We start from the raw sequence: 17358 nt of genomic DNA on the forward strand, positions 1-17358 counted from the left end.
ATCATGAACGCTTTTGTTTTTTAAGTGAAGATGGTTGAGTGAAGGACCCTGTTTCTTTCGTAGTGGTACCCTGCCCCTCTACTTGGGAAGAACCTAAACGAGTTTGTGTAGCATCTTTCTTGTTTTTTCCATTCATATTTATCACCTCGATATTACTTTCCCTATTTCCTTTGTATCCTATACATATATTGAAGGCAAAAAGGACAGGTTAGAAAGTAGAGGAGGTGTGTGTTGATGTCAAAAATCGGTGTTGAAGAATCATTAACGAATATTCAGGAAGCACTTCGTGAAAAAGGTTTTGATGTTGTGGAGATTAAACAAGAAGCTGACGCAAGAAACTTGGATTGTTGTGTGGTAACAGGATTGGAAAGTAATGTGATGGGAATAAGCGATACTTCATTTAAAGCTTCTATCATAGAGGCTGATGGTTTAACGGCTGATGAGGTATGCCAAAAGGTTGAAAATAAAGTGAACGAAATTCAATAGTACAAAAGGTGCCTAACCCTATACCGGATTAGGCACCTTTCTTCGTTCATGTCTGCTGCGCTATGGAAATTGTTGCGTTCAATTCCACAATTACATTTCCTTTGATCGCCCTGGAAATCATACATGATGTTTCAGCCTTTTCTGCGAGTTTTCTCGCTTTTTCAATCACTTTTTCAGATGTATCCGAAGCCAAAACAAGTGTTGGGCGATGAATGATTTTTTTGTAGGTGAATACACCATTCGTAACATCCACTAAAGCTTCCGATTGCATGGTCAAGCTGGATTTTTCTATATGGCTTCGCTCTAACATGGCAGCAAAGGTAATGATATAGCACGTGGATGCGGCTCCAAGCAGCATTTCGTCGGGATTGGTGCCGATCCCTGGTCCCTCCATTTCGGGAGGAATGCTTATCTGTGTTTGAAGATTCCCCGAATGGATCGTACCGATATCATTTCTGCCTCCTGGCCATTCCGCGGTTAAATGAAAGTGATGTATCGTCATTTTATAAACCTCCTTACTATTCTTTTAGTGTATACGATAAAACAAGTTTAGTATTCGATTTTGCTCTAAATCACGAGGCAATCCAATGTAAAAGAGAATTTTTTAAATAGGAGAAAGGCTAGTGAAACAAAAGGCTAAAGGCATTAGGCTATTTTAAGCACCATATTGGATAGGCTTTTCTATAATGATATAGATGGTTTTATAAAAATAAGAATTCATTATGGAAGGGCTGAAAAGTTGACAACATTGAGTAATATGTTCGATTTAACTAATAAAACGGCTATCATTACCGGAGGCGGCAGGGGATTGGGAAAGCAGATTGCCATGGCGTATGCTGAGGCTGGAGCTAATATCGTCATTGCTTCAAGAAATCTTCCTGTATGTAAAGAGGTATGTGAACACTTGCAATCATTGGGTGTAAAAGCCCTGGCCCTTGAATGTGATATCACAGATGAGGGTGACATTGATCTTGTGGTACAGGAAACGATTGCTCAATTCGGTACGATTGATATTCTTGTCAATAATAGCGGCACGTCCTGGTCAGGTCCCCTTTTGGATCTTCCTAGGGATAAGTGGGAAAAAGTATTGAATGTAAATGTTACAGGCACATTCTTGTTTTCTCAGGCTGTTGCGAAGGTCATGAAGCAGCAAAATTCCGGAAAAATCATAAATATTGCATCGGTGTCAGGTCTTGGCGGTACGTTTCCTGAACTATTGGATACGATAGCTTATAACACAAGTAAGGGTGCTGTCATTACAATGACCAAGGATTTAGGAGTTAAACTTGCTAGATACGGCATCCAAGTCAATGCGATAGCACCAGGATTTTTTCCGACTAAAATTACAAAGGAAATTCTTGGAAAATCTAACTATGACATCCTAGGTAAAACTCCCGCTCGCCGTTTTGGCAATGAAAATGATTTAAAAGGAGCCGCCGTATTTTTAGCCTCACAAGCTTCTGACTATATGGTTGGTCATGTTTTAATCATTGATGGGGGAATATCGGCATTAGTATAAACGGAGAGGAAAGGAAGATGAATATGGCAGCAAACTCAAATTTTTATAAAGGGCTAAAACTGCTTGGCGCACAAAGAGAACGGCAGCTAAATGGTAAAATCCAAGATTTGCTAAATAATCGTGAATTAATAGAAGCAGTAAGTGACAATGCACAAATGCAGGTTCCGAAAGTAAATAGGATGCACGAAGCCTCGGAAAGAATGTCCATCATCATGAATTACCCAACAAAAAAAGACGTAGCGGGTGTTGCTAAATTAGTCATTCAGCTCGAAGAAAAAATTGACAGGATTGAAGAGCTCCTATCTACGCTTGAGAGAAATGGTAATCTCCGAAGTAACACGTCATCACGCGGTAAGAAAAGGAAGTCAAGATGGCAATCCAATGAAAAGGAAGGGAGTAGAAAAAGAATATCGGATTTTATAAATGACTCTTTATTGTTAAGTGCACAATTACCTGAGTTTAAATCTTTTGGACAGGGGAATTCAAATGTCTAAACGGAAAATGCCGAAAAATCAATCCGATGCAATACCTAAATGGAAACATTTTTTGGATATTCCCACTCAGCCAATGCCTGAAATGGGAATGACACCGAAAATAGCGGTGTGGAAAAAAAACAAGTCAACTCTCTGGTACTATCCGTCGGTACAAAAAAAGTACAATGTGCCGGTTTTTCTTATTTATTCACTAATCAACACTCCTTTGATTCTTGACTTGTCGCCAGGAAATAGTTTAATAGAATCGTATGTTAACGAAGGTTTTGATGTATATTTGCTTGATTTTGGAAGTCCGGGTTATGAAGATGGAGAAATATCAATCGAAGATTATGTCGTCGATTATATTCAAAAAGGAGTGCAGCGTGCACTACTTCACTCCGGAGCATCAGAAATTACAGTTATGGGATTTTGCCTCGGCGGTACAATAGCCGCAATATATGCTGCCATGGCAGACGAGCCGGTCAAGAATTTAATTCTCTCCGTTACACCAATAGATTTTAGTGCCTCGCCATTTTTTGATCAATGGCAGGAAGCCATAAAAGAAGGTACTGCGGATTTTGACGAGACGATTGATATTTTTCAAACGATTCCAGCCAGTGCAGTTCAATATGGAATCCGCTTAATGACATCTCCTATCTATATATCACCCTATTTATCTTTATTGAACGAGGCGGATAATGAGGAATACGTACAAAATTGGCGCCGCTTCAATGCGTGGACCAATGGGCATGTGCCATTATCGGGAGCCGCTGCAAAACAGATAACCAAAGACCTTGTGATAAAAAATCGCTTGGTTAATGGGGGCTTTAAGGTTAAGGGGAAAAAAGCGAAGCTATCGAAAATTGATGCTAATGTTTTGGTCTTAGCAAATAAGAATGATCGATTGGTCCCTCAAGAAATGATTTATCCGATCATGGAGCATTTAACATGTAAGGATAAGACATATAGCCTACTGAAAAGTGGACATGCTGCTAAACAATACTCGGGTGGACTCCCACCTTATTTGAAGGACTGGCTGCCAAAGCGATCTTCACCCATTCAATAGTGTATTAGGGAGATGTGAAATGAACGTCTTGAACGACAGTGAGTATATCAAACTCAGGCCTGTTGGAGAAGATTTAAGCTTTGCTTCATTGTATTTTCAGATTTATTGCAACATTTCAGGATTATTAAAGTGTAATATCGTAAAGGGTTGGCTCTGTGAAGAGCCAGCCCTCTTGTATTATTGAAAATATTTCACTCGTTCTTCCAGTGGTGTAAAGTCTTTATCGCCAGGTTCTGCGGTCGGTTTTCCAAAGGGCATTTGTGCAATCAGTTTCCAGTTGCGAGATATGTCCCATGTCTTTTTCACTTCATCATCAATTAAGGGATTATAATGCTGAAGACTTGCACCAAACCCCTCAATTTCCAATGAAGTCCATACGATAAATTGTAAAATGGCAGACGATTGGTTCGACCAAATCGGAAAGTTTGTGGAATATGTTTTGAACTGTTCTTGAAGCCTATCTATAATGGCCTGGTCTTCAAAGAATAAAACCGTACCATAACCATTTTTAAATGACTTCATTTTTTCCTCCGTTTTTTCAAAATCTTTGTTACCGACTGTTTTTCGTAATGTTTCTTTCGTGATATCCCATAATTGGTCGTGGCTTTGACCAGATAAAACAATCACTCTTGCACTTTGGGAGTTGAAAGCGGAAGGGGAATATTGAACGGCATGATCGATAACTTCTTTAATCCTTTTATCAGGGACAACACGTTCCTTACTAAGGGAATAATAAGATCGTCTATCTTCAATTGCGCTTAGAAAATCTTTTGCCATAAATCACACCTCCAATCATTATACCGACTTATTTTGACCTGTTTTTATTTTTTTTATTATAAGTGGATGCGGTTGAAATATTTGAATGTAAATGGTTGACAAATAAATCAATATCGTTTATCTTTAAATCAAGATATCTGCATTAAAAGTATTACTCGTTTAGATAGATATCTTGAATTCGAGATATTATTCGAAGAGTAATTTCTCTCTGACAGGGGAGATTTAAAAAGATAGGAGGGGTACGGATGGAATTAAAAGGATTACATCATGTTTCGGCGATTACAGCTCGAGCGGGAAACAACTTTGAATTCTACACCAAAGTCTTAGGGATGCGATTAATCAAAAAAACGGTGAATCAAGATGATGTTCGTGTGTATCACTTATTTTATGGAGATCAAATTGGTTCACCGGGTACGGAATTGACGTTTTTTGAAATTTCCAATGCTGCCCGCACTCATGAGGGAAACAATAGTATTTCAGAAATTTCTTTAAGGGTGAGGGGTGATGAAGCACTTGGATTTTGGAAACAACGATTTGAGGAATTCAATGTTGAGCATGATGAAGTATCGACCCGTTTTCAACGGAAGGTGCTTTCTTTTAAAGATCCGGAAGGGCAAAGGCTTCTTCTGGTTTCCGATCAGGATAATAATGGCGTTCAAGGAGGATTGCCCTGGGATGGGAGCCCGGTACCGCAAGAGTATTCCATCCTTGGATTAGGACCAGTAAAACTTACTGTACCCAATATTGAACAGACAGAAAGCGTTCTTACTGAGTTATTGGGGTTCAGGAGGTCAGGCACATACCCATCCTCCATCAGAGGGCAAAATCCGATTGTCGTATATGAGACAGGTGAGGGAGGAACAGGGGCGGAAGTCCATATTGAAGAAAGGAATGACATACCTCGAGAACGGTTAGGGAGGGGCGGAGTACACCATGTTGCCTTCCGGGTGGAAAATGAAGGGGAACTGAGAAAATGGATAGAGAAAATTAGTGAATCGAATTACGTAAACTCTGGATATGTGGACCGTTTTTATTTTCGTTCACTCTATTTTAGGGAGCCGAATGGTATATTATTCGAACTAGCTACTGATGGACCTGGTTTTGCTGTGGATGAAGCAGAACAGCACCTAGGTGAGAACCTTGCCCTGCCACCTTTTTTAGAATCGAAAAGGAAGGATATTGAATCCAATTTAAAACCATTGAATACAAAATTGACAAATTAATCAACGGGAAAGGGAGTAATCGGTATGCAAAAGCAAACTGCGGGAATACATCATATAACCGCCATTGTAGGTAATCCTCAAGAGAATGTGGATTTTTATGCTGGAGTTTTGGGGATGCGTATGGTGAAGAAAACCGTTAATTTTGATGATCCAGGCACCTACCATTTATATTTCGGAGATGAATCAGGTTCACCTGGCACAATTATCACTTTCTTTCCATGGCCTGGAGCATACAAAGGAACAATTGGCTCTGGACAAGTGGGGATAACGACATATGCCGTTCCGGAAGGTTCAATGGGTTTCTGGGAAACGCGTTTGGATAAATTTAACGTAGACTTTGAAAAGGTTTCACGTTTCGGTGAGGAATATCTCGAATTTCAAGATCCCCATGGTTTGCAACTTGAATTGGTTGAACGTAAAGAAGGTAAAAATAGCGCGTGGTCATTCGGCGGTGTACCAGCCGATAAGGCGGTAAAGGGATTCGGCGGTGCCGTATTATTGACGTCAAAACCGATCAAAACGATGGAACTATTAGAGGAAGTGATGGGCCTGCAAAAGATTGGGGAAGAGGGGGATTTCATCCGCTATAAATCCACTTCGGATATCGGAAATTTGATAGATGTTAAAAAATCAGTTTTGCCAAATGGGGAAATCGGAGTGGGAACTGTCCATCATCTTGCATGGCGTGCGATCGATAATGAAGATCATAAAGAGTGGAGAGAGCATATCGGTAACCATGGTTATGGAGTGACACCCTTTAAAGACCGTCAATACTTCGATGCCATTTATTTCAGGGAGGATGGAGGCATTCTCTTTGAAGTTGCCACAGATCCACCTGGATTTGCTCATGATGAGACAAAGGAAACGATGGGTAGTAAATTAATGCTGCCGCCATGGCTGGAAGAAAAAAGGGGAATCATGGAGAAAACGTTACTGCCGGCAGTGCCGAGAGTACTGGAGGAGGATAAATGATGAAGCATATTTTTCAAAAAGGAAGTAATCCGGAGGCACCTTTACTATTGCTTTTACATGGTACGGGAGGAACGGAAACAGACCTCTTGCCGTTAGCGGAAATGGTTTCATCGGGTTCATCCGTATTGAGCGTACGGGGAAATGTACTTGAAAACGGAATGCCTCGATATTTCCGCCGGTTAGCTGAAGGGGTTTTTGATGAAGAAGATTTGATCTTCCGTACGAAGGAGCTTTATGAGTTCTTGGACTTAGCTTCCGGAAAATATGACTTTGATCGTGACAAAGTGGTAGCATTAGGTTATTCTAATGGTGCCAATATAGCGGCAAGTTTGATGTTCCATTTCGAAGGGGTATTACAGGGAGCGATTCTTCATCATCCAATGGTGCCTAGACGCGGGCTTGCATTACCGTCCCTCTCGGATATACCTGTTTTTATTGCTGCAGGTAAAAACGATCCGATTTGCCCTGCAGAAGAAACGGAAGAACTTAATCAACTTTTACTGCAAGCTGGTGCTACGGTGGATGTTCATTGGGAAAATTACGGGCATCAGTTAACACGTTCAGAGGTTGAGGCAGCAGGTTCATGGTTTCAACAGAAATTTTTATAAGAATGAAAGAGGGAATGAAGATGATTTCAGTTAATCCTGAAAGTCTGACTGAACGGGAAAATTATAAGTTTTTGACTGGAAGCATAATACCGAGACCTATAGCCCTTGTTACTACACAATCCGAAACCGGTACAATCAATATAGCGCCGTTCAGTTTTTTTAATATCGTCAGTTCCAATCCTCCAATGATTTCCATATCTATTCAACGGAAAGAAGGAGTTTCAAAGGATACAGCCCGAAATGCCATTCAATCGGGTGAATTCGTTGTTCATATCACTGATGAAAACAATGTTGCTGATGCAAATCGAACAGCGAAGGAACTCCCACCGGACGAAAGTGAATTGAGTCTTACTAATTTCACGCCGGCGGTTAGTGATAAGGTATCCGTACCAGGATTGCAAGAAGCGAAGGTACGCTTTGAATGTATATTAGAGCATGCGATACCATTGGCAGGTTCCAAGAATAAACCTGGTTGTGATTTATTGATAGGAAAAATAGTCTGCTATCATATAGAGCAAGATATTTACCATAATGGCCGAATTGACCAGAATGGGCTAAAACCTGTAGCAAGATTAGCGGGTCATACTTATACCAAACTAGGGGAATTATTTGAAATAGAACGGCCTTAAGGAAAAAGAAAAAAATGGTGACATCTTTTAAGATGTCGCCATTTTTGTTAAACCAGTATTAACTCCAATCAAATATGGTGAACGACTGTCCTAAAACAAGCAATCCTTTCATACTATGCCAGGGAATCAAACTTGTAGGAATTTAAAGGAAGTCTTTACTATCCAAAACAAAACTTGACAATTTTTTCATAGGTTGATAGAGTTATAAAAAATAATTTCTTATCCAGAGAGGTGGAGGGACTGGCCCTATGAAACCTCAGCAACAGGTCTACAAGGACACTGTGCTAATTCCAGGGGGTGAAACCTTGATAGATAAGACCGAACGTTTTTATTTGTCAGTAACGCACTCTTTATTAGAGTGCGTTTTCGTTTTTTCTGGATGCAAGATAGAGGAGAGTAAGAATGGGGAACAAAAGGAAGCATAATTTTCAAAGGGAAATGCAAGCACGTCATATAATAATGCTATCGCTTGGCGGGGTGATTGGAACTGGTTTATTCTTAAGTTCGGGTTATACGATTCAACAGGCTGGCCCGTTTGGTACAATCCTTTCGTATTTGATTGGAGCATTAGTGGTTTATCTAGTCATGTTATGTTTAGGTGAACTGGCAGTGCAAATGCCCGAGACAGGTGCATTTCATAGCTATGCAGCGAAATACATAGGACCTGGGACAGGGTATACAGTAGCCTGGTTGTACTGGCTAACTTGGACTGTCGCACTGGGTTCGGAATTCACGGCTGCAGGTTTGTTGATGCAGCGATGGTTTCCCTCAATCAATGTCTGGATATGGAGCGCTTTATTTGCCATTTTGGTTTTTGTCTTAAATGCGTGGACTGTTAAGTTTTTTGCTGAATCCGAATTCTGGTTTGCGTCTATAAAGGTATTTGCGATTGTGATATTTATTATTTTAGGAGCAGCGGCAATGCTAGGTTTTATTCCCATCATACATTCGCAATCAGCTCCGTTATTTTCCAATTTTACACATGCAGGTTTATTCCCTAATGGGGCTTTTGCCATTCTAATGACGATGCTTGCAGTGAATTTTGCATTTTCTGGAACGGAATTAATCGGAATTGCAGCTGGAGAAACGGTTAATCCAGAAAAAACGATACCAAAGGCAATCCGTATGACATTATGGAGATTAATTATCTTTTTTGTAGGAACCATCGTCGTATTATCCGCATTATTGCCTATTTCGGATGCAAGCGTATTAGAGAGCCCTTTTGTAGCAGTTCTTGAACGTATTGGAGTGCCATATTCAGCGGATATTATGAACTTTGTTATTTTAACTGCCATTTTGTCTGCTGCAAACTCAGGACTTTATGCCTCATCCAGAATGCTTTGGTCACTTGCAGATAAAAAAACTATATCCCCAATATTTGCAAAATTGACAAAACGGGGTGTTCCAATATATGCAGTCATTTTCAGTATGTTGGGCGGAGGCTTAGCCCTGTTCTCGAGTATTATTGCTCCGGATACTGTATACATAGTGCTTGTATCCATTTCGGGTCTAGCCGTGGTTATAGTTTGGATGAGTATTAGCGCGTCACAGCTTCTTTTTCGCAGACGATTTATAAAAGAAGGAAATTCAGTAAATGATTTGGCTTATCGTACACCATTATATCCACTCGTACCAATCGTTTCCTTCATGCTATGTCTTGCTTCTTGCATAGGAATAGCATTTGATCCTAAACAACGAATAGCACTATATTGTGGTATTCCATTTATTTTATTTTGCTATGGAAGTTATTATCTAACACAAACTATAAAGAAAAGAGGAGAAGGTCATGAAGAATAAAATGAATCCGATTGATGCTATTTTACGAGATCATTCAGTCATGATTTTGGACGGAGCTCTAGCTACAGAGCTTGAGAGGCATGGGTGTGATTTGGATGATCCCCTGTGGTCTGCACGTGTATTAATTGAAAATCCAGAAGTGATTTATCAGGTTCACTCTGACTATTTTCGTGCTGGAGCAGACTGTGCGATAACGGCAAGTTACCAAGCTACTGTTGAAGGTTTCGCCTTCCGTGGAATACAAGAAAAAGAGGCTTTGGAGTTAATAAAGAAAACGGTGTTACTTGCCAGAAGAGCAAGGGATGATTTTTGGAAGGAAGAAAATCAAACGATTAGACCTAAGCCATTGGTCGCTGCATCCGTTGGACCTTATGGGGCTTTCCTTGCAGATGGTTCAGAGTATATAGGAAACTATGGTGTTTCAGATGAAACTTTAGCGGATTTTCATCGCTCAAGAATATCAGCTTTAATTGAAGCAGGAGCTGATCTATTAGCATTTGAAACGATTCCTTCCCAGCAAGAAGCAAAAGTATTGGATTCATTATTGAAAGATTATCCAGATGTGTATGCTTGGCTATCGTTTTCTTTGAAAAATGAGAAAGCGATAAGTGACGGTACAACGCTGCAGGAGTGTGCGAGATTGTTTGGGAACAGTGAGCAAATTGCAGCAATTGGCATTAACTGTGCCCCAGTATCAGGCATCACGGAAGCTATCAAGGTGTTGAGTGCAAACACACAAAAGCCAATAATTGTTTATCCTAACTCTGGTGAAACCTATAATCCAGAAACTAAAACATGGCATGGCCAAGAATCATGTAACAGTCTCGACCTGAAATCTGAAGAATGGCACCATGCAGGGGCACGTTTAATAGGAGGATGCTGTAGAACGGCACCTCATCATATTGAAGAGATTTCAAGAAAGTGGAGACCAACTGAGGTCGTGTCCTCATAGCCATTTTTAATAGAAAACTTTTTATAAGATATGTAAGAAGAAGGGATACTCGTAAATAGTCATTAAATGAAAACAAAAAGAACAGGAATGAAGCAACCTGTTCTTTTTAGTATCTATATTCAGGTTCAGCTATGCTTCTCGCACCAAACCGGATTTCAATAACATTTCGATGGGAACAGATCTTAACTTTCCCGTGACCCACAGGTTAAGTGTTAATATTTCCTTACGAGGTTCATAGAAGAACCCATCTACAAGACCCTAGCCCAATGGATCTTTTGGTTCAGTTTGTTTATAGCGATTTACTTCCACTTCTCGCTTAGCTCTTATAAATGCAATAAATTGAATCATTTCCTCTTCAGAAAGAGAGGTTCCGTCGACAGAAAGCTCCAAATTTGATGAAAAATCCGTTAATTCCCTGGCTTGACTGGACTCTGTGGAAACCCCTTCAGGCTTAAAAGCTGGATCATCAATTCTGCCTAGAATGTAATCCGTGGACGTCTCATATAAGCCAGCTAATAAATTAATCGTTTCCAATGAAGGGCGGCGATGACCAGATTCATAACCGGCATAAGTACTTTTGGCGATTCCGAGTCTGTCAGCCGTATATTGCAAAGACCACCTTTTGCCCTTCCTTAATGTAGTTAAACTATTTAAAATCATCCTTATTACTCTCCTTTGTATGAAACCATTATAGCATCATATGGCAATAAAGTGTACGCGTAATGAATAACTTTCACTTGATTTCACTCGGTAATATGACTATAATTACATAATATGTACGCGTAACGTAGACAAATGCAGAGAATTCATCCTTTTCTGAGATGCATAGAATGATGGAGAATCGGGGAGGCTTATGGGAGGTAGAATGGTGGAGAATTTGAAGGTAAAAAAGAAGAAGTTGATGTTGATTACTACCGGTGGGACAATTGCTTCGTTAGAAGGGAAAAACGGACTTGTTCCAGAGATGAAAGCGGAGGAAATTTTAGGTCACCTACCGGGTTTGGATTTACTATGTCAGATTGATAGTATGCCTTTGATGAATATTGATAGTACAAATATGCAGCCGGAAGATTGGACAGTAATGGCAAAATCCATCCATGAGCACTATCATGATTACGATGGCTTTGTTATCACCCATGGAACAGATACCATGGGTTACACTTCAGCTGCGCTCTCATATATGTTACAAGATTTAGGGAAACCAATTGTTATTACAGGTTCTCAAATCCCAATTGCCTTTAAAAAGACAGATGCCAAAAGAAATATCTCTGACGCGATTCGGTTTGCTTGTGAAGAGATTGGCGGAGTATATGTAGTTTTTGATGGTAGAGTCATTCAGGGTACAAGGGCCATTAAGCTGAGAACGAAAAGTTATGATTCATTTGAAAGTATTAATTACCCTTATATTGCTTCTATATACAAAGATAAAATTGAGTATGGTAAGCCTGTTCCTATACCGAATAATAAAGAAGTTAAGTTGGATACTTCCATTTGCACTGATGTTGCTTTGGTAAAGCTGCATCCCGGAATTAAGCCAGAATTCTTTGATTTTCTGAAACATCAATATCGAGGTATTGTCATTGAAAGTTATGGGAGCGGCGGTATTCCATTTCAAGGTAGAAATATTTTAGAGAAATTGAATGAACTGGTACAGTGTGGAATATCCGTTGTCATTACTACCCAATGTTTAGAGGAAGGGGAAGATATGGATATATATGAAGTGGGACGAAAAGTAAATCAGAATGTCATCATTCGTTCCAGAAATATGAATACAGAAGCCATCGTTCCCAAATTGATGTGGATATTAGCCAAGACACAGGATTCAAAGAAAGTGAAGGAAATGATGGAAACACCGATAGCAGAGGATATTACATGATCAACATACAAAGGAGCAAGGGGAAGTATTCCTTGTATTACGTATTGCGCGTGAAACGATTTTAAAAGGCAAATCAGTTCGCGAACTTTGTGTACAATATGATGTGTTGACAGAAGAAGAATTGGATTTGATTCTAAATCCTTATGAGATGACAAACCAGGTATTGCGGAAGCTTCTCTTTTTGATAGGCTATAATCAGTAAATTAGTTGAAAACATTAATCTATATGATTTTTGATGTAATGACTATGCCTTTAGGACCGAGCGTTGGTTTATAGGCATAGTCATTAATTATATACATCTAATATGAAATTTCCCCCAATCATCCGTCACCTGCGTGTGAGTACTGGAAACTGAATATTCAAAAAACAGGTAAAGAATAAAGCTTATGCAATTTCATCTGTGTTATAGGTCTTTTTCAAATCGGGGTTATTTTTGACAGTAGTACTAATCAAAATTATGGAGCGGGTTTAACTATTCATATAAAACCCATCGCCTTAGTATAAATCTATGGGCGATGGGGAAGCTTGAGCTCAATAGTGCCTGTAATAATATATCCGTATTAGCCTTTTACTACTTCCTGTCCACGAACATTCCATGTAATTGCAAAAACCACTACTGCCAGAACACAAGAAATCGTTATTAATGTAAAACCTGCATTCCAACCTGCAAAGTCTACTACATATCCCATAATAGCATTAGCCGCTACAGATCCACCTAAATATCCAAATAAGCCAGTCAGTCCTGCTGCAGTGCCTGCAGCTTTTTTAGGAACTAAATCAAGTGCTTGCAGACCTATCAACATAACAGGTCCATAAATTAAGAATCCAATCGCAATTAGGGAAATAATATCAATCATCGGGTTGCCTGCAGGGTTAAACCAGTAAACAAGGACTGCGATTAATACTCCCAGCATAAAGACAACCCCCGCCGGTCCACGACGTCCTTTAAAAACTTTATCCGAGATATAACCGCATAATAAAGTTCCCGGAATGCCTGCCCATTCGTATAAGAAATAAGCCGTACTGGACTCGTCCATGTTGAAGCCTTTTTCTTCGCTTAAAAATGAAGATACCGATGAAAACTTGTAATCTGAGTTTCTTATATTCAGAATCTATTTTTCCTTCAGGCAATCTTTCAACTGGTAGAGCTGGCTTAAATAATTTGAGCATCCAATTCCTCCTTAATATGATATTTTTGAACCTAATTTAGTAAAGTTTTGATGATGACACAAAAAAACTCATACCAAAATAGCAACCTTATTGTTTATAAGGTCCTATTAAAGCATGAGTCTCCAAATCTCCACCATCGTTAACTTGTAATAATTATACTATCTTCATAAGAAAACGCTGTCAACATTTTTTTGTGCAATTCAGACAAAGAAGGCACCATTGGCTTCAAGTTAACTAAGTCCTTATTAGCACTAGTTTTATATCAGGATAAAAATAAATAAATATAAAAATAAAAATGCGGCTCACTTGAAATGGCTTAATCCGTTTTAATATTTCATTTAAGGTTTTTTTCTGAACCAATGGTATGTGTCCAAAGTGCCAATGAATAGTAATAGTAAAGGTAAAACCAGAATGACATACGCACTTTTTCATCTTTTTTAAGCTATTTAAAAAAATGCAATTAGTCATTTCTAGGTGGGAAAGGGAGGATAACTTTGAAACAAGTGAATCGCTTTATCCGAAGCGTTACATTACTAATGCTCGCATTGCTCATGTTTAGTGGGCAGGCCGCTTGTGCTTCATCAGATTCAATATCATCGCAATCCACGCCAGACCTTTTGATTCGGCAAATCATGGGTTTAGCCTATGAATCCCAACAATCCATTAACAGTGGACCATTTTCTGTAGGTGATTCATTGAAGAAAGTGGAAAAAGCATGGGGTGCACCGGAAGATTTAAGTACTGCTGCAGCCAATTATTGGAGCCGGAATGTCCGATTCCTCTATGACGGTTCAACAGGTAGAAAAACGATTACCGGCATTGATGATTTTGATCCGAAATTGCAATCCATTCATTTATCCATGTTGAAGGGATTGATTGGTGAACCTATAAGTGAAGTGGAGCAAGAAGGGATGTACTATGTCACTTATACCGATTACGCAAATTATAAAGTGGTCTTCGTGTTTGAAAGCGCCTGGATTAACCCTGATCCAAGATTGAATATGTATACGGTTGAATTTGCGACAGATCAATAAGAAACCACCACACAAAAGAAATCGTCCCTTTATTGCAGCGGGGCGATTCTTTGCTGTTATTATCTTTTTCTTACCACCGGGAGAATTTTATTTAAGAATCTAATCTTACCGTTCTAATCAATATTGTTCAGCCATACATTAAGAAGATGTAAGTAAAATGATTTAGGGGGGAACTGCTTTGTCAGAAGGATTGCATAGTATCATTTTACCGGTTTCAATAGACACTGTATGGGGGTTTGTAAGTGTCATAGATCGTTGGGCACCTCTTGTACCAGGGTATATCAATCATGAGATGATTAATGATAGGACACTTATATGGGAGTTTAAAAGCGATTTAGGATTGATGAAAAAGAAAATTAAACTTGAAGTGAATATTTTGGAATGGAACGAACCCGACAAGGTAACATTTAAACTACGGGGATTAAATGAAAAATTTGATGGGTATGGCTATTTCTTAGCAGAACAGTGCGGTATGGGACAGACTAAAATGACTGGCTGCTTGGCGATAACGGCAAAAGGAGCTAAAGCCCCGATCGTTAATGCTTTGTTAAAAACTTACGTTCCCCAAATGACGATTGAGTTTTCTGAGGCCATGGCACAAAATCTTCTCGTGCAAAAATAGAAATTACATATCGATCAAGCAATGTTGGGTATTGGCACTTGACAATTATACCTATTGGGTATGTATTATAAATTGTAAGATTTTTATCAAGCTTCATTTCAAATTGATTTAAATTTGGTATGATGTCAGGATGAAAATTATTAGTTATAGGGGTAGGAGGTCCACCTCATATGGAATATGAAAAGCAGATGAAAAATAGAGTGAAGCGAATTGAAGGGCAGCTTCGTGGTATTTTGAAAATGATGGAAGAAAATAAAGATTGTAGAGATGTAGTCACGCAGTTATCTGCCACAAGATCTGCGATCGATAGGACAATAGGGGTAATCGTAAGCTCGAATCTTGTAGAATGCGTACGGGAAGCTAATGAAACCGGAGAAAATAATCCCGAGGATCTTGTTAAAGAAGCCGTGAATTTATTAGTGAAAAGCCGGTAAGACATTTTGCTTTTTTTTGTTAATAATTGCATAAGGCATCCTGTCATATTGTGGAATTTTAAGGTTCGGTGGATGTTTTTTAAAAAATGGGCCTCTATAGGAGAGGCCCATTTTTGTGAATTCTCGGTTTTCTTTTTCAAATAAGCAAATCCTTTGATATAAAGAATTGGCATGTTATCCTTAAAGGGATAAAAATTGAGTGAGGTTATGCTATGGAATTTACGCATGTTACATCGGTTTTGCTCGGCCTCGTTATCATTCTTAATATATTATTCGCTACGATCGTTATATTTTTTGAAAGAAGGGAAGCAAGCACGACCTGGGCTTGGTTATTGGTTTTATATTTTTTGCCTGTAGTCGGTTTTATTTTATATCTTCTTTTTGGAACGAGTTTGAGGCACGCCCACTTATTCCAATGGGAGGATAAGAAGAAGATCGGGATTGAAGAAATCCTTGATAAACAGATGGAAGAGCTATCTGCGGATCATTTTCCTTTTCGAAATGCGCCTTCGAGTAATTATCGTGATTTGATTTATATGCACCTTCGAAACAATGATGCCGTTCTTACGGAAGATAACCAAGTTGATATCTTTACGGAAGGAAAAATGAAGTTTGAACAGCTATTTAAAGATATCGAAGAGGCTGAAAACCACATTCACATACAATATTACATCATTCAAAGGGACGGTCTTGGTAAACAATTCATTGATGCTTTGACTAAAAAAGCCAATGAAGGTGTCAAAGTTCGCCTGCTTTACGATGAGTTGGGATCAAGAGGAATGACCAAAAGATTTTTTAGGGATTTTAGGCAGGCTGGCGGCCGTGTGGAGGCATTCTTTCCATCCAAGTTAAAGTTTATAAATCTACGGTTGAATTTCCGTAACCATAGAAAGCTCGTCATCATAGATGGAAAGGTAGGGTATGTCGGCGGCTTTAATGTAGGTGATGAATATTTAGGGCTTAATCCAAAATTCGGTTATTGGCGAGATACACACCTCCGGATAAAGGGAGCGGCAGTCAAAGCCATTCAAACCCGCTTTATTCTGGACTGGAACCAGGCATCGAAGCACCATGATATCATTTATCAGCCCCATTATTTTCCTACTCTGGAGCCTCAAGGAAATATAGATTTGCAAATTGTGACAAGTGGGCCGGATTCTGAATGGGAACAAATTAAAAACGGCTATATTAAATTAATTTCTTCAGCTAAAAAATCGATTCTCATTCAAACACCTTACTTCATTCCGGATGCAAGTTTATTGGATGCACTCAGGATAGCCAGCTTGTCAGGATTGGATGTAAAGATCATGATACCCAATAAGCCTGATCACCTTTTCGTATATTGGGCGACAACTTTCAATGCAGGGCAGTTATTAAGAGCAGGGGCTAAAATTTACATCTATGATAACGGATTTATCCATGCGAAGATGATTGTCGTGGATGAAGAAGTTTCTTCGGTGGGGACCGCAAATATTGATGTCCGAAGTTTTAAATTGAATTTTGAAGTCAATGCCTTCATATACGACGAAGGCATGGCCGAAACACTTACAAGGATTTTTTATAAGGATGTAGAAGTGTGCAGGCAACTTACCATTGAAGAGTTTGAAAAGCGTTCAAAATGGATTCGTTTTAAAGAGTCCATTGCAAGACTGTTATCACCCATTTTGTAAATATAATAGAAGCGGCCCATTACTATATGGGCTGTTTCTTTTGGTACAAT

At 39.2% G+C, this 17358-nt stretch carries 19 protein-coding genes, 2 pseudogenes and 1 riboswitch; of the genes and pseudogenes, 16 read left to right on the top strand and 5 right to left on the bottom strand.

Going from position 1 to position 17358, the window contains the following annotated elements:
• Position 1: 1 nt before the first annotated feature.
• Positions 2 to 136, bottom strand: a complete 135-nt coding sequence (locus LQ203_RS03095; protein ID WP_230155577.1) for a YuzL family protein — start codon at positions 134 to 136, stop codon at positions 2 to 4.
• 98 nt (positions 137 to 234) lie between these two features.
• Here LQ203_RS03095 and LQ203_RS03100 point away from each other — a divergent pair, with 98 nt between their 5' ends.
• Positions 235 to 486, top strand: coding sequence for a YkuS family protein (locus LQ203_RS03100; RefSeq protein WP_230155578.1), 252 nt, complete (start codon positions 235 to 237; stop codon positions 484 to 486).
• A 46-nt stretch (positions 487 to 532) separates the two neighbouring features.
• On the opposite strand, the gene LQ203_RS03105 is transcribed toward LQ203_RS03100, so the two are convergent.
• Positions 533 to 988 (bottom strand): OsmC family protein, encoded by a 456-nt coding sequence (locus LQ203_RS03105; RefSeq protein WP_230155579.1) that lies wholly within the window; start codon positions 986 to 988, stop codon positions 533 to 535.
• Positions 989 to 1243: 255 nt separating this feature from the next.
• Here LQ203_RS03105 and LQ203_RS03110 point away from each other — a divergent pair, with 255 nt between their 5' ends.
• Genes LQ203_RS03110 through LQ203_RS03120 form a run of 3 tightly spaced genes read left to right on the top strand, consistent with a single transcriptional unit; the run spans position 1244 to position 3544 of the window.
• Entirely contained in the window at positions 1244 to 2005 is a 762-nt protein-coding gene (locus LQ203_RS03110; RefSeq protein ID WP_230156121.1) for an SDR family oxidoreductase, read from the top strand.
• Positions 2006 to 2028: 23 nt separating this feature from the next.
• On the top strand, positions 2029 to 2499 hold the full coding sequence (locus LQ203_RS03115) for a hypothetical protein (RefSeq protein WP_230155580.1): 471 nt from the start codon (positions 2029 to 2031) through the stop codon (positions 2497 to 2499).
• The gene (locus LQ203_RS03120; protein ID WP_230155581.1) at positions 2492 to 3544 is read left to right on the top strand and encodes an alpha/beta fold hydrolase; all 1053 of its coding nucleotides are present in this window, start codon (positions 2492 to 2494) and stop codon (positions 3542 to 3544) included. The genes LQ203_RS03115 and LQ203_RS03120 overlap by 8 nt, the downstream gene beginning before the upstream one ends.
• A 177-nt stretch (positions 3545 to 3721) precedes the next feature.
• Here LQ203_RS03120 and LQ203_RS03125 read toward each other — a convergent pair whose 3' ends face one another.
• Positions 3722 to 4321 (bottom strand): nitroreductase family protein, encoded by a 600-nt coding sequence (locus LQ203_RS03125; protein WP_230155588.1) that lies wholly within the window; start codon positions 4319 to 4321, stop codon positions 3722 to 3724.
• Between the two features lie 245 nt (positions 4322 to 4566).
• On the opposite strand from LQ203_RS03125, the gene LQ203_RS03130 reads away from it, so the two are divergent.
• The 6 genes from LQ203_RS03130 (at position 4567) to mmuM (ending at position 10502) form a co-directional block, all read left to right on the top strand.
• Positions 4567 to 5544, top strand: a complete 978-nt coding sequence (locus LQ203_RS03130; protein WP_230155590.1) for a ring-cleaving dioxygenase — start codon at positions 4567 to 4569, stop codon at positions 5542 to 5544.
• A 24-nt stretch (positions 5545 to 5568) separates the two neighbouring features.
• The gene (locus LQ203_RS03135) at positions 5569 to 6516 is read left to right on the top strand and encodes a ring-cleaving dioxygenase (protein ID WP_230155592.1); all 948 of its coding nucleotides are present in this window, start codon (positions 5569 to 5571) and stop codon (positions 6514 to 6516) included.
• Positions 6516 to 7124, top strand: a complete 609-nt coding sequence (locus LQ203_RS03140) for an alpha/beta hydrolase (RefSeq protein ID WP_230155594.1) — start codon at positions 6516 to 6518, stop codon at positions 7122 to 7124. The genes LQ203_RS03135 and LQ203_RS03140 overlap by 1 nt, the downstream gene beginning before the upstream one ends.
• A gap of 20 nt (positions 7125 to 7144) precedes the next feature.
• On the top strand, positions 7145 to 7753 hold the full coding sequence (locus LQ203_RS03145) for a flavin reductase family protein (RefSeq protein WP_230155596.1): 609 nt from the start codon (positions 7145 to 7147) through the stop codon (positions 7751 to 7753).
• Positions 7754 to 7969: 216 nt separating this feature from the next.
• Positions 7970 to 8072: riboswitch (SAM riboswitch) on the top strand.
• Between the two features lie 83 nt (positions 8073 to 8155).
• Entirely contained in the window at positions 8156 to 9550 is a 1395-nt protein-coding gene (mmuP, locus tag LQ203_RS03150) for an S-methylmethionine permease (RefSeq protein ID WP_230155598.1), read from the top strand.
• Entirely contained in the window at positions 9540 to 10502 is a 963-nt protein-coding gene (mmuM, locus tag LQ203_RS03155; protein ID WP_230155600.1) for a homocysteine S-methyltransferase, read from the top strand. Before mmuP ends, mmuM begins: the two co-directional genes overlap by 11 nt.
• Before the next feature lie 258 nt (positions 10503 to 10760).
• Here the strand turns inward: mmuM and LQ203_RS03160 are convergent, their stop codons facing one another.
• Positions 10761 to 11162 carry a helix-turn-helix transcriptional regulator gene (locus LQ203_RS03160; RefSeq protein ID WP_230155602.1) on the bottom strand — a complete coding sequence of 134 codons (402 nt, stop codon included), beginning with the start codon at positions 11160 to 11162 and terminating at the stop codon, positions 10761 to 10763.
• Positions 11163 to 11403: 241 nt separating this feature from the next.
• Here LQ203_RS03160 and LQ203_RS03165 point away from each other — a divergent pair, with 241 nt between their 5' ends.
• The gene (locus LQ203_RS03165; RefSeq protein WP_230156123.1) at positions 11404 to 12378 is read left to right on the top strand and encodes an asparaginase; all 975 of its coding nucleotides are present in this window, start codon (positions 11404 to 11406) and stop codon (positions 12376 to 12378) included.
• Between the two features lie 40 nt (positions 12379 to 12418).
• Positions 12419 to 12573, top strand: a pseudogene (aspA, locus tag LQ203_RS03170) (aspartate ammonia-lyase); the annotation flags it as partial.
• Between the two features lie 365 nt (positions 12574 to 12938).
• Here the strand turns inward: aspA and LQ203_RS03175 are convergent.
• Positions 12939 to 13445, bottom strand: a pseudogene (locus LQ203_RS03175) (MFS transporter); the annotation flags it as partial.
• A 606-nt stretch (positions 13446 to 14051) separates the two neighbouring features.
• On the opposite strand from LQ203_RS03175, the gene LQ203_RS03180 reads away from it, so the two are divergent.
• The 4 genes from LQ203_RS03180 to cls all read left to right on the top strand — a co-directional run bounded on the left by LQ203_RS03180 (position 14052) and on the right by cls (position 17308).
• Complete coding sequence (locus tag LQ203_RS03180; protein ID WP_230156125.1) at positions 14052 to 14582, top strand: DUF4309 domain-containing protein; 531 nt, start codon at positions 14052 to 14054, stop codon at positions 14580 to 14582.
• Positions 14583 to 14760: 178 nt separating this feature from the next.
• The gene (locus LQ203_RS03185; RefSeq protein WP_230155604.1) at positions 14761 to 15204 is read left to right on the top strand and encodes an SRPBCC family protein; all 444 of its coding nucleotides are present in this window, start codon (positions 14761 to 14763) and stop codon (positions 15202 to 15204) included.
• Between the two features lie 170 nt (positions 15205 to 15374).
• The gene (locus tag LQ203_RS03190) at positions 15375 to 15638 is read left to right on the top strand and encodes a metal-sensitive transcriptional regulator (protein ID WP_230155606.1); all 264 of its coding nucleotides are present in this window, start codon (positions 15375 to 15377) and stop codon (positions 15636 to 15638) included.
• 212 nt (positions 15639 to 15850) lie between these two features.
• A complete protein-coding gene (gene cls / locus LQ203_RS03195) occupies positions 15851 to 17308 on the top strand; it encodes a cardiolipin synthase (RefSeq protein ID WP_230155608.1) in 1458 nt (485 codons plus the stop codon).
• The last annotated feature ends 50 nt before the right edge of the window (positions 17309 to 17358 follow it).

The organism is Peribacillus sp. Bi96, assembly GCF_918698115.1.
Classification (GTDB): domain Bacteria; phylum Bacillota; class Bacilli; order Bacillales; family DSM-1321; genus Peribacillus.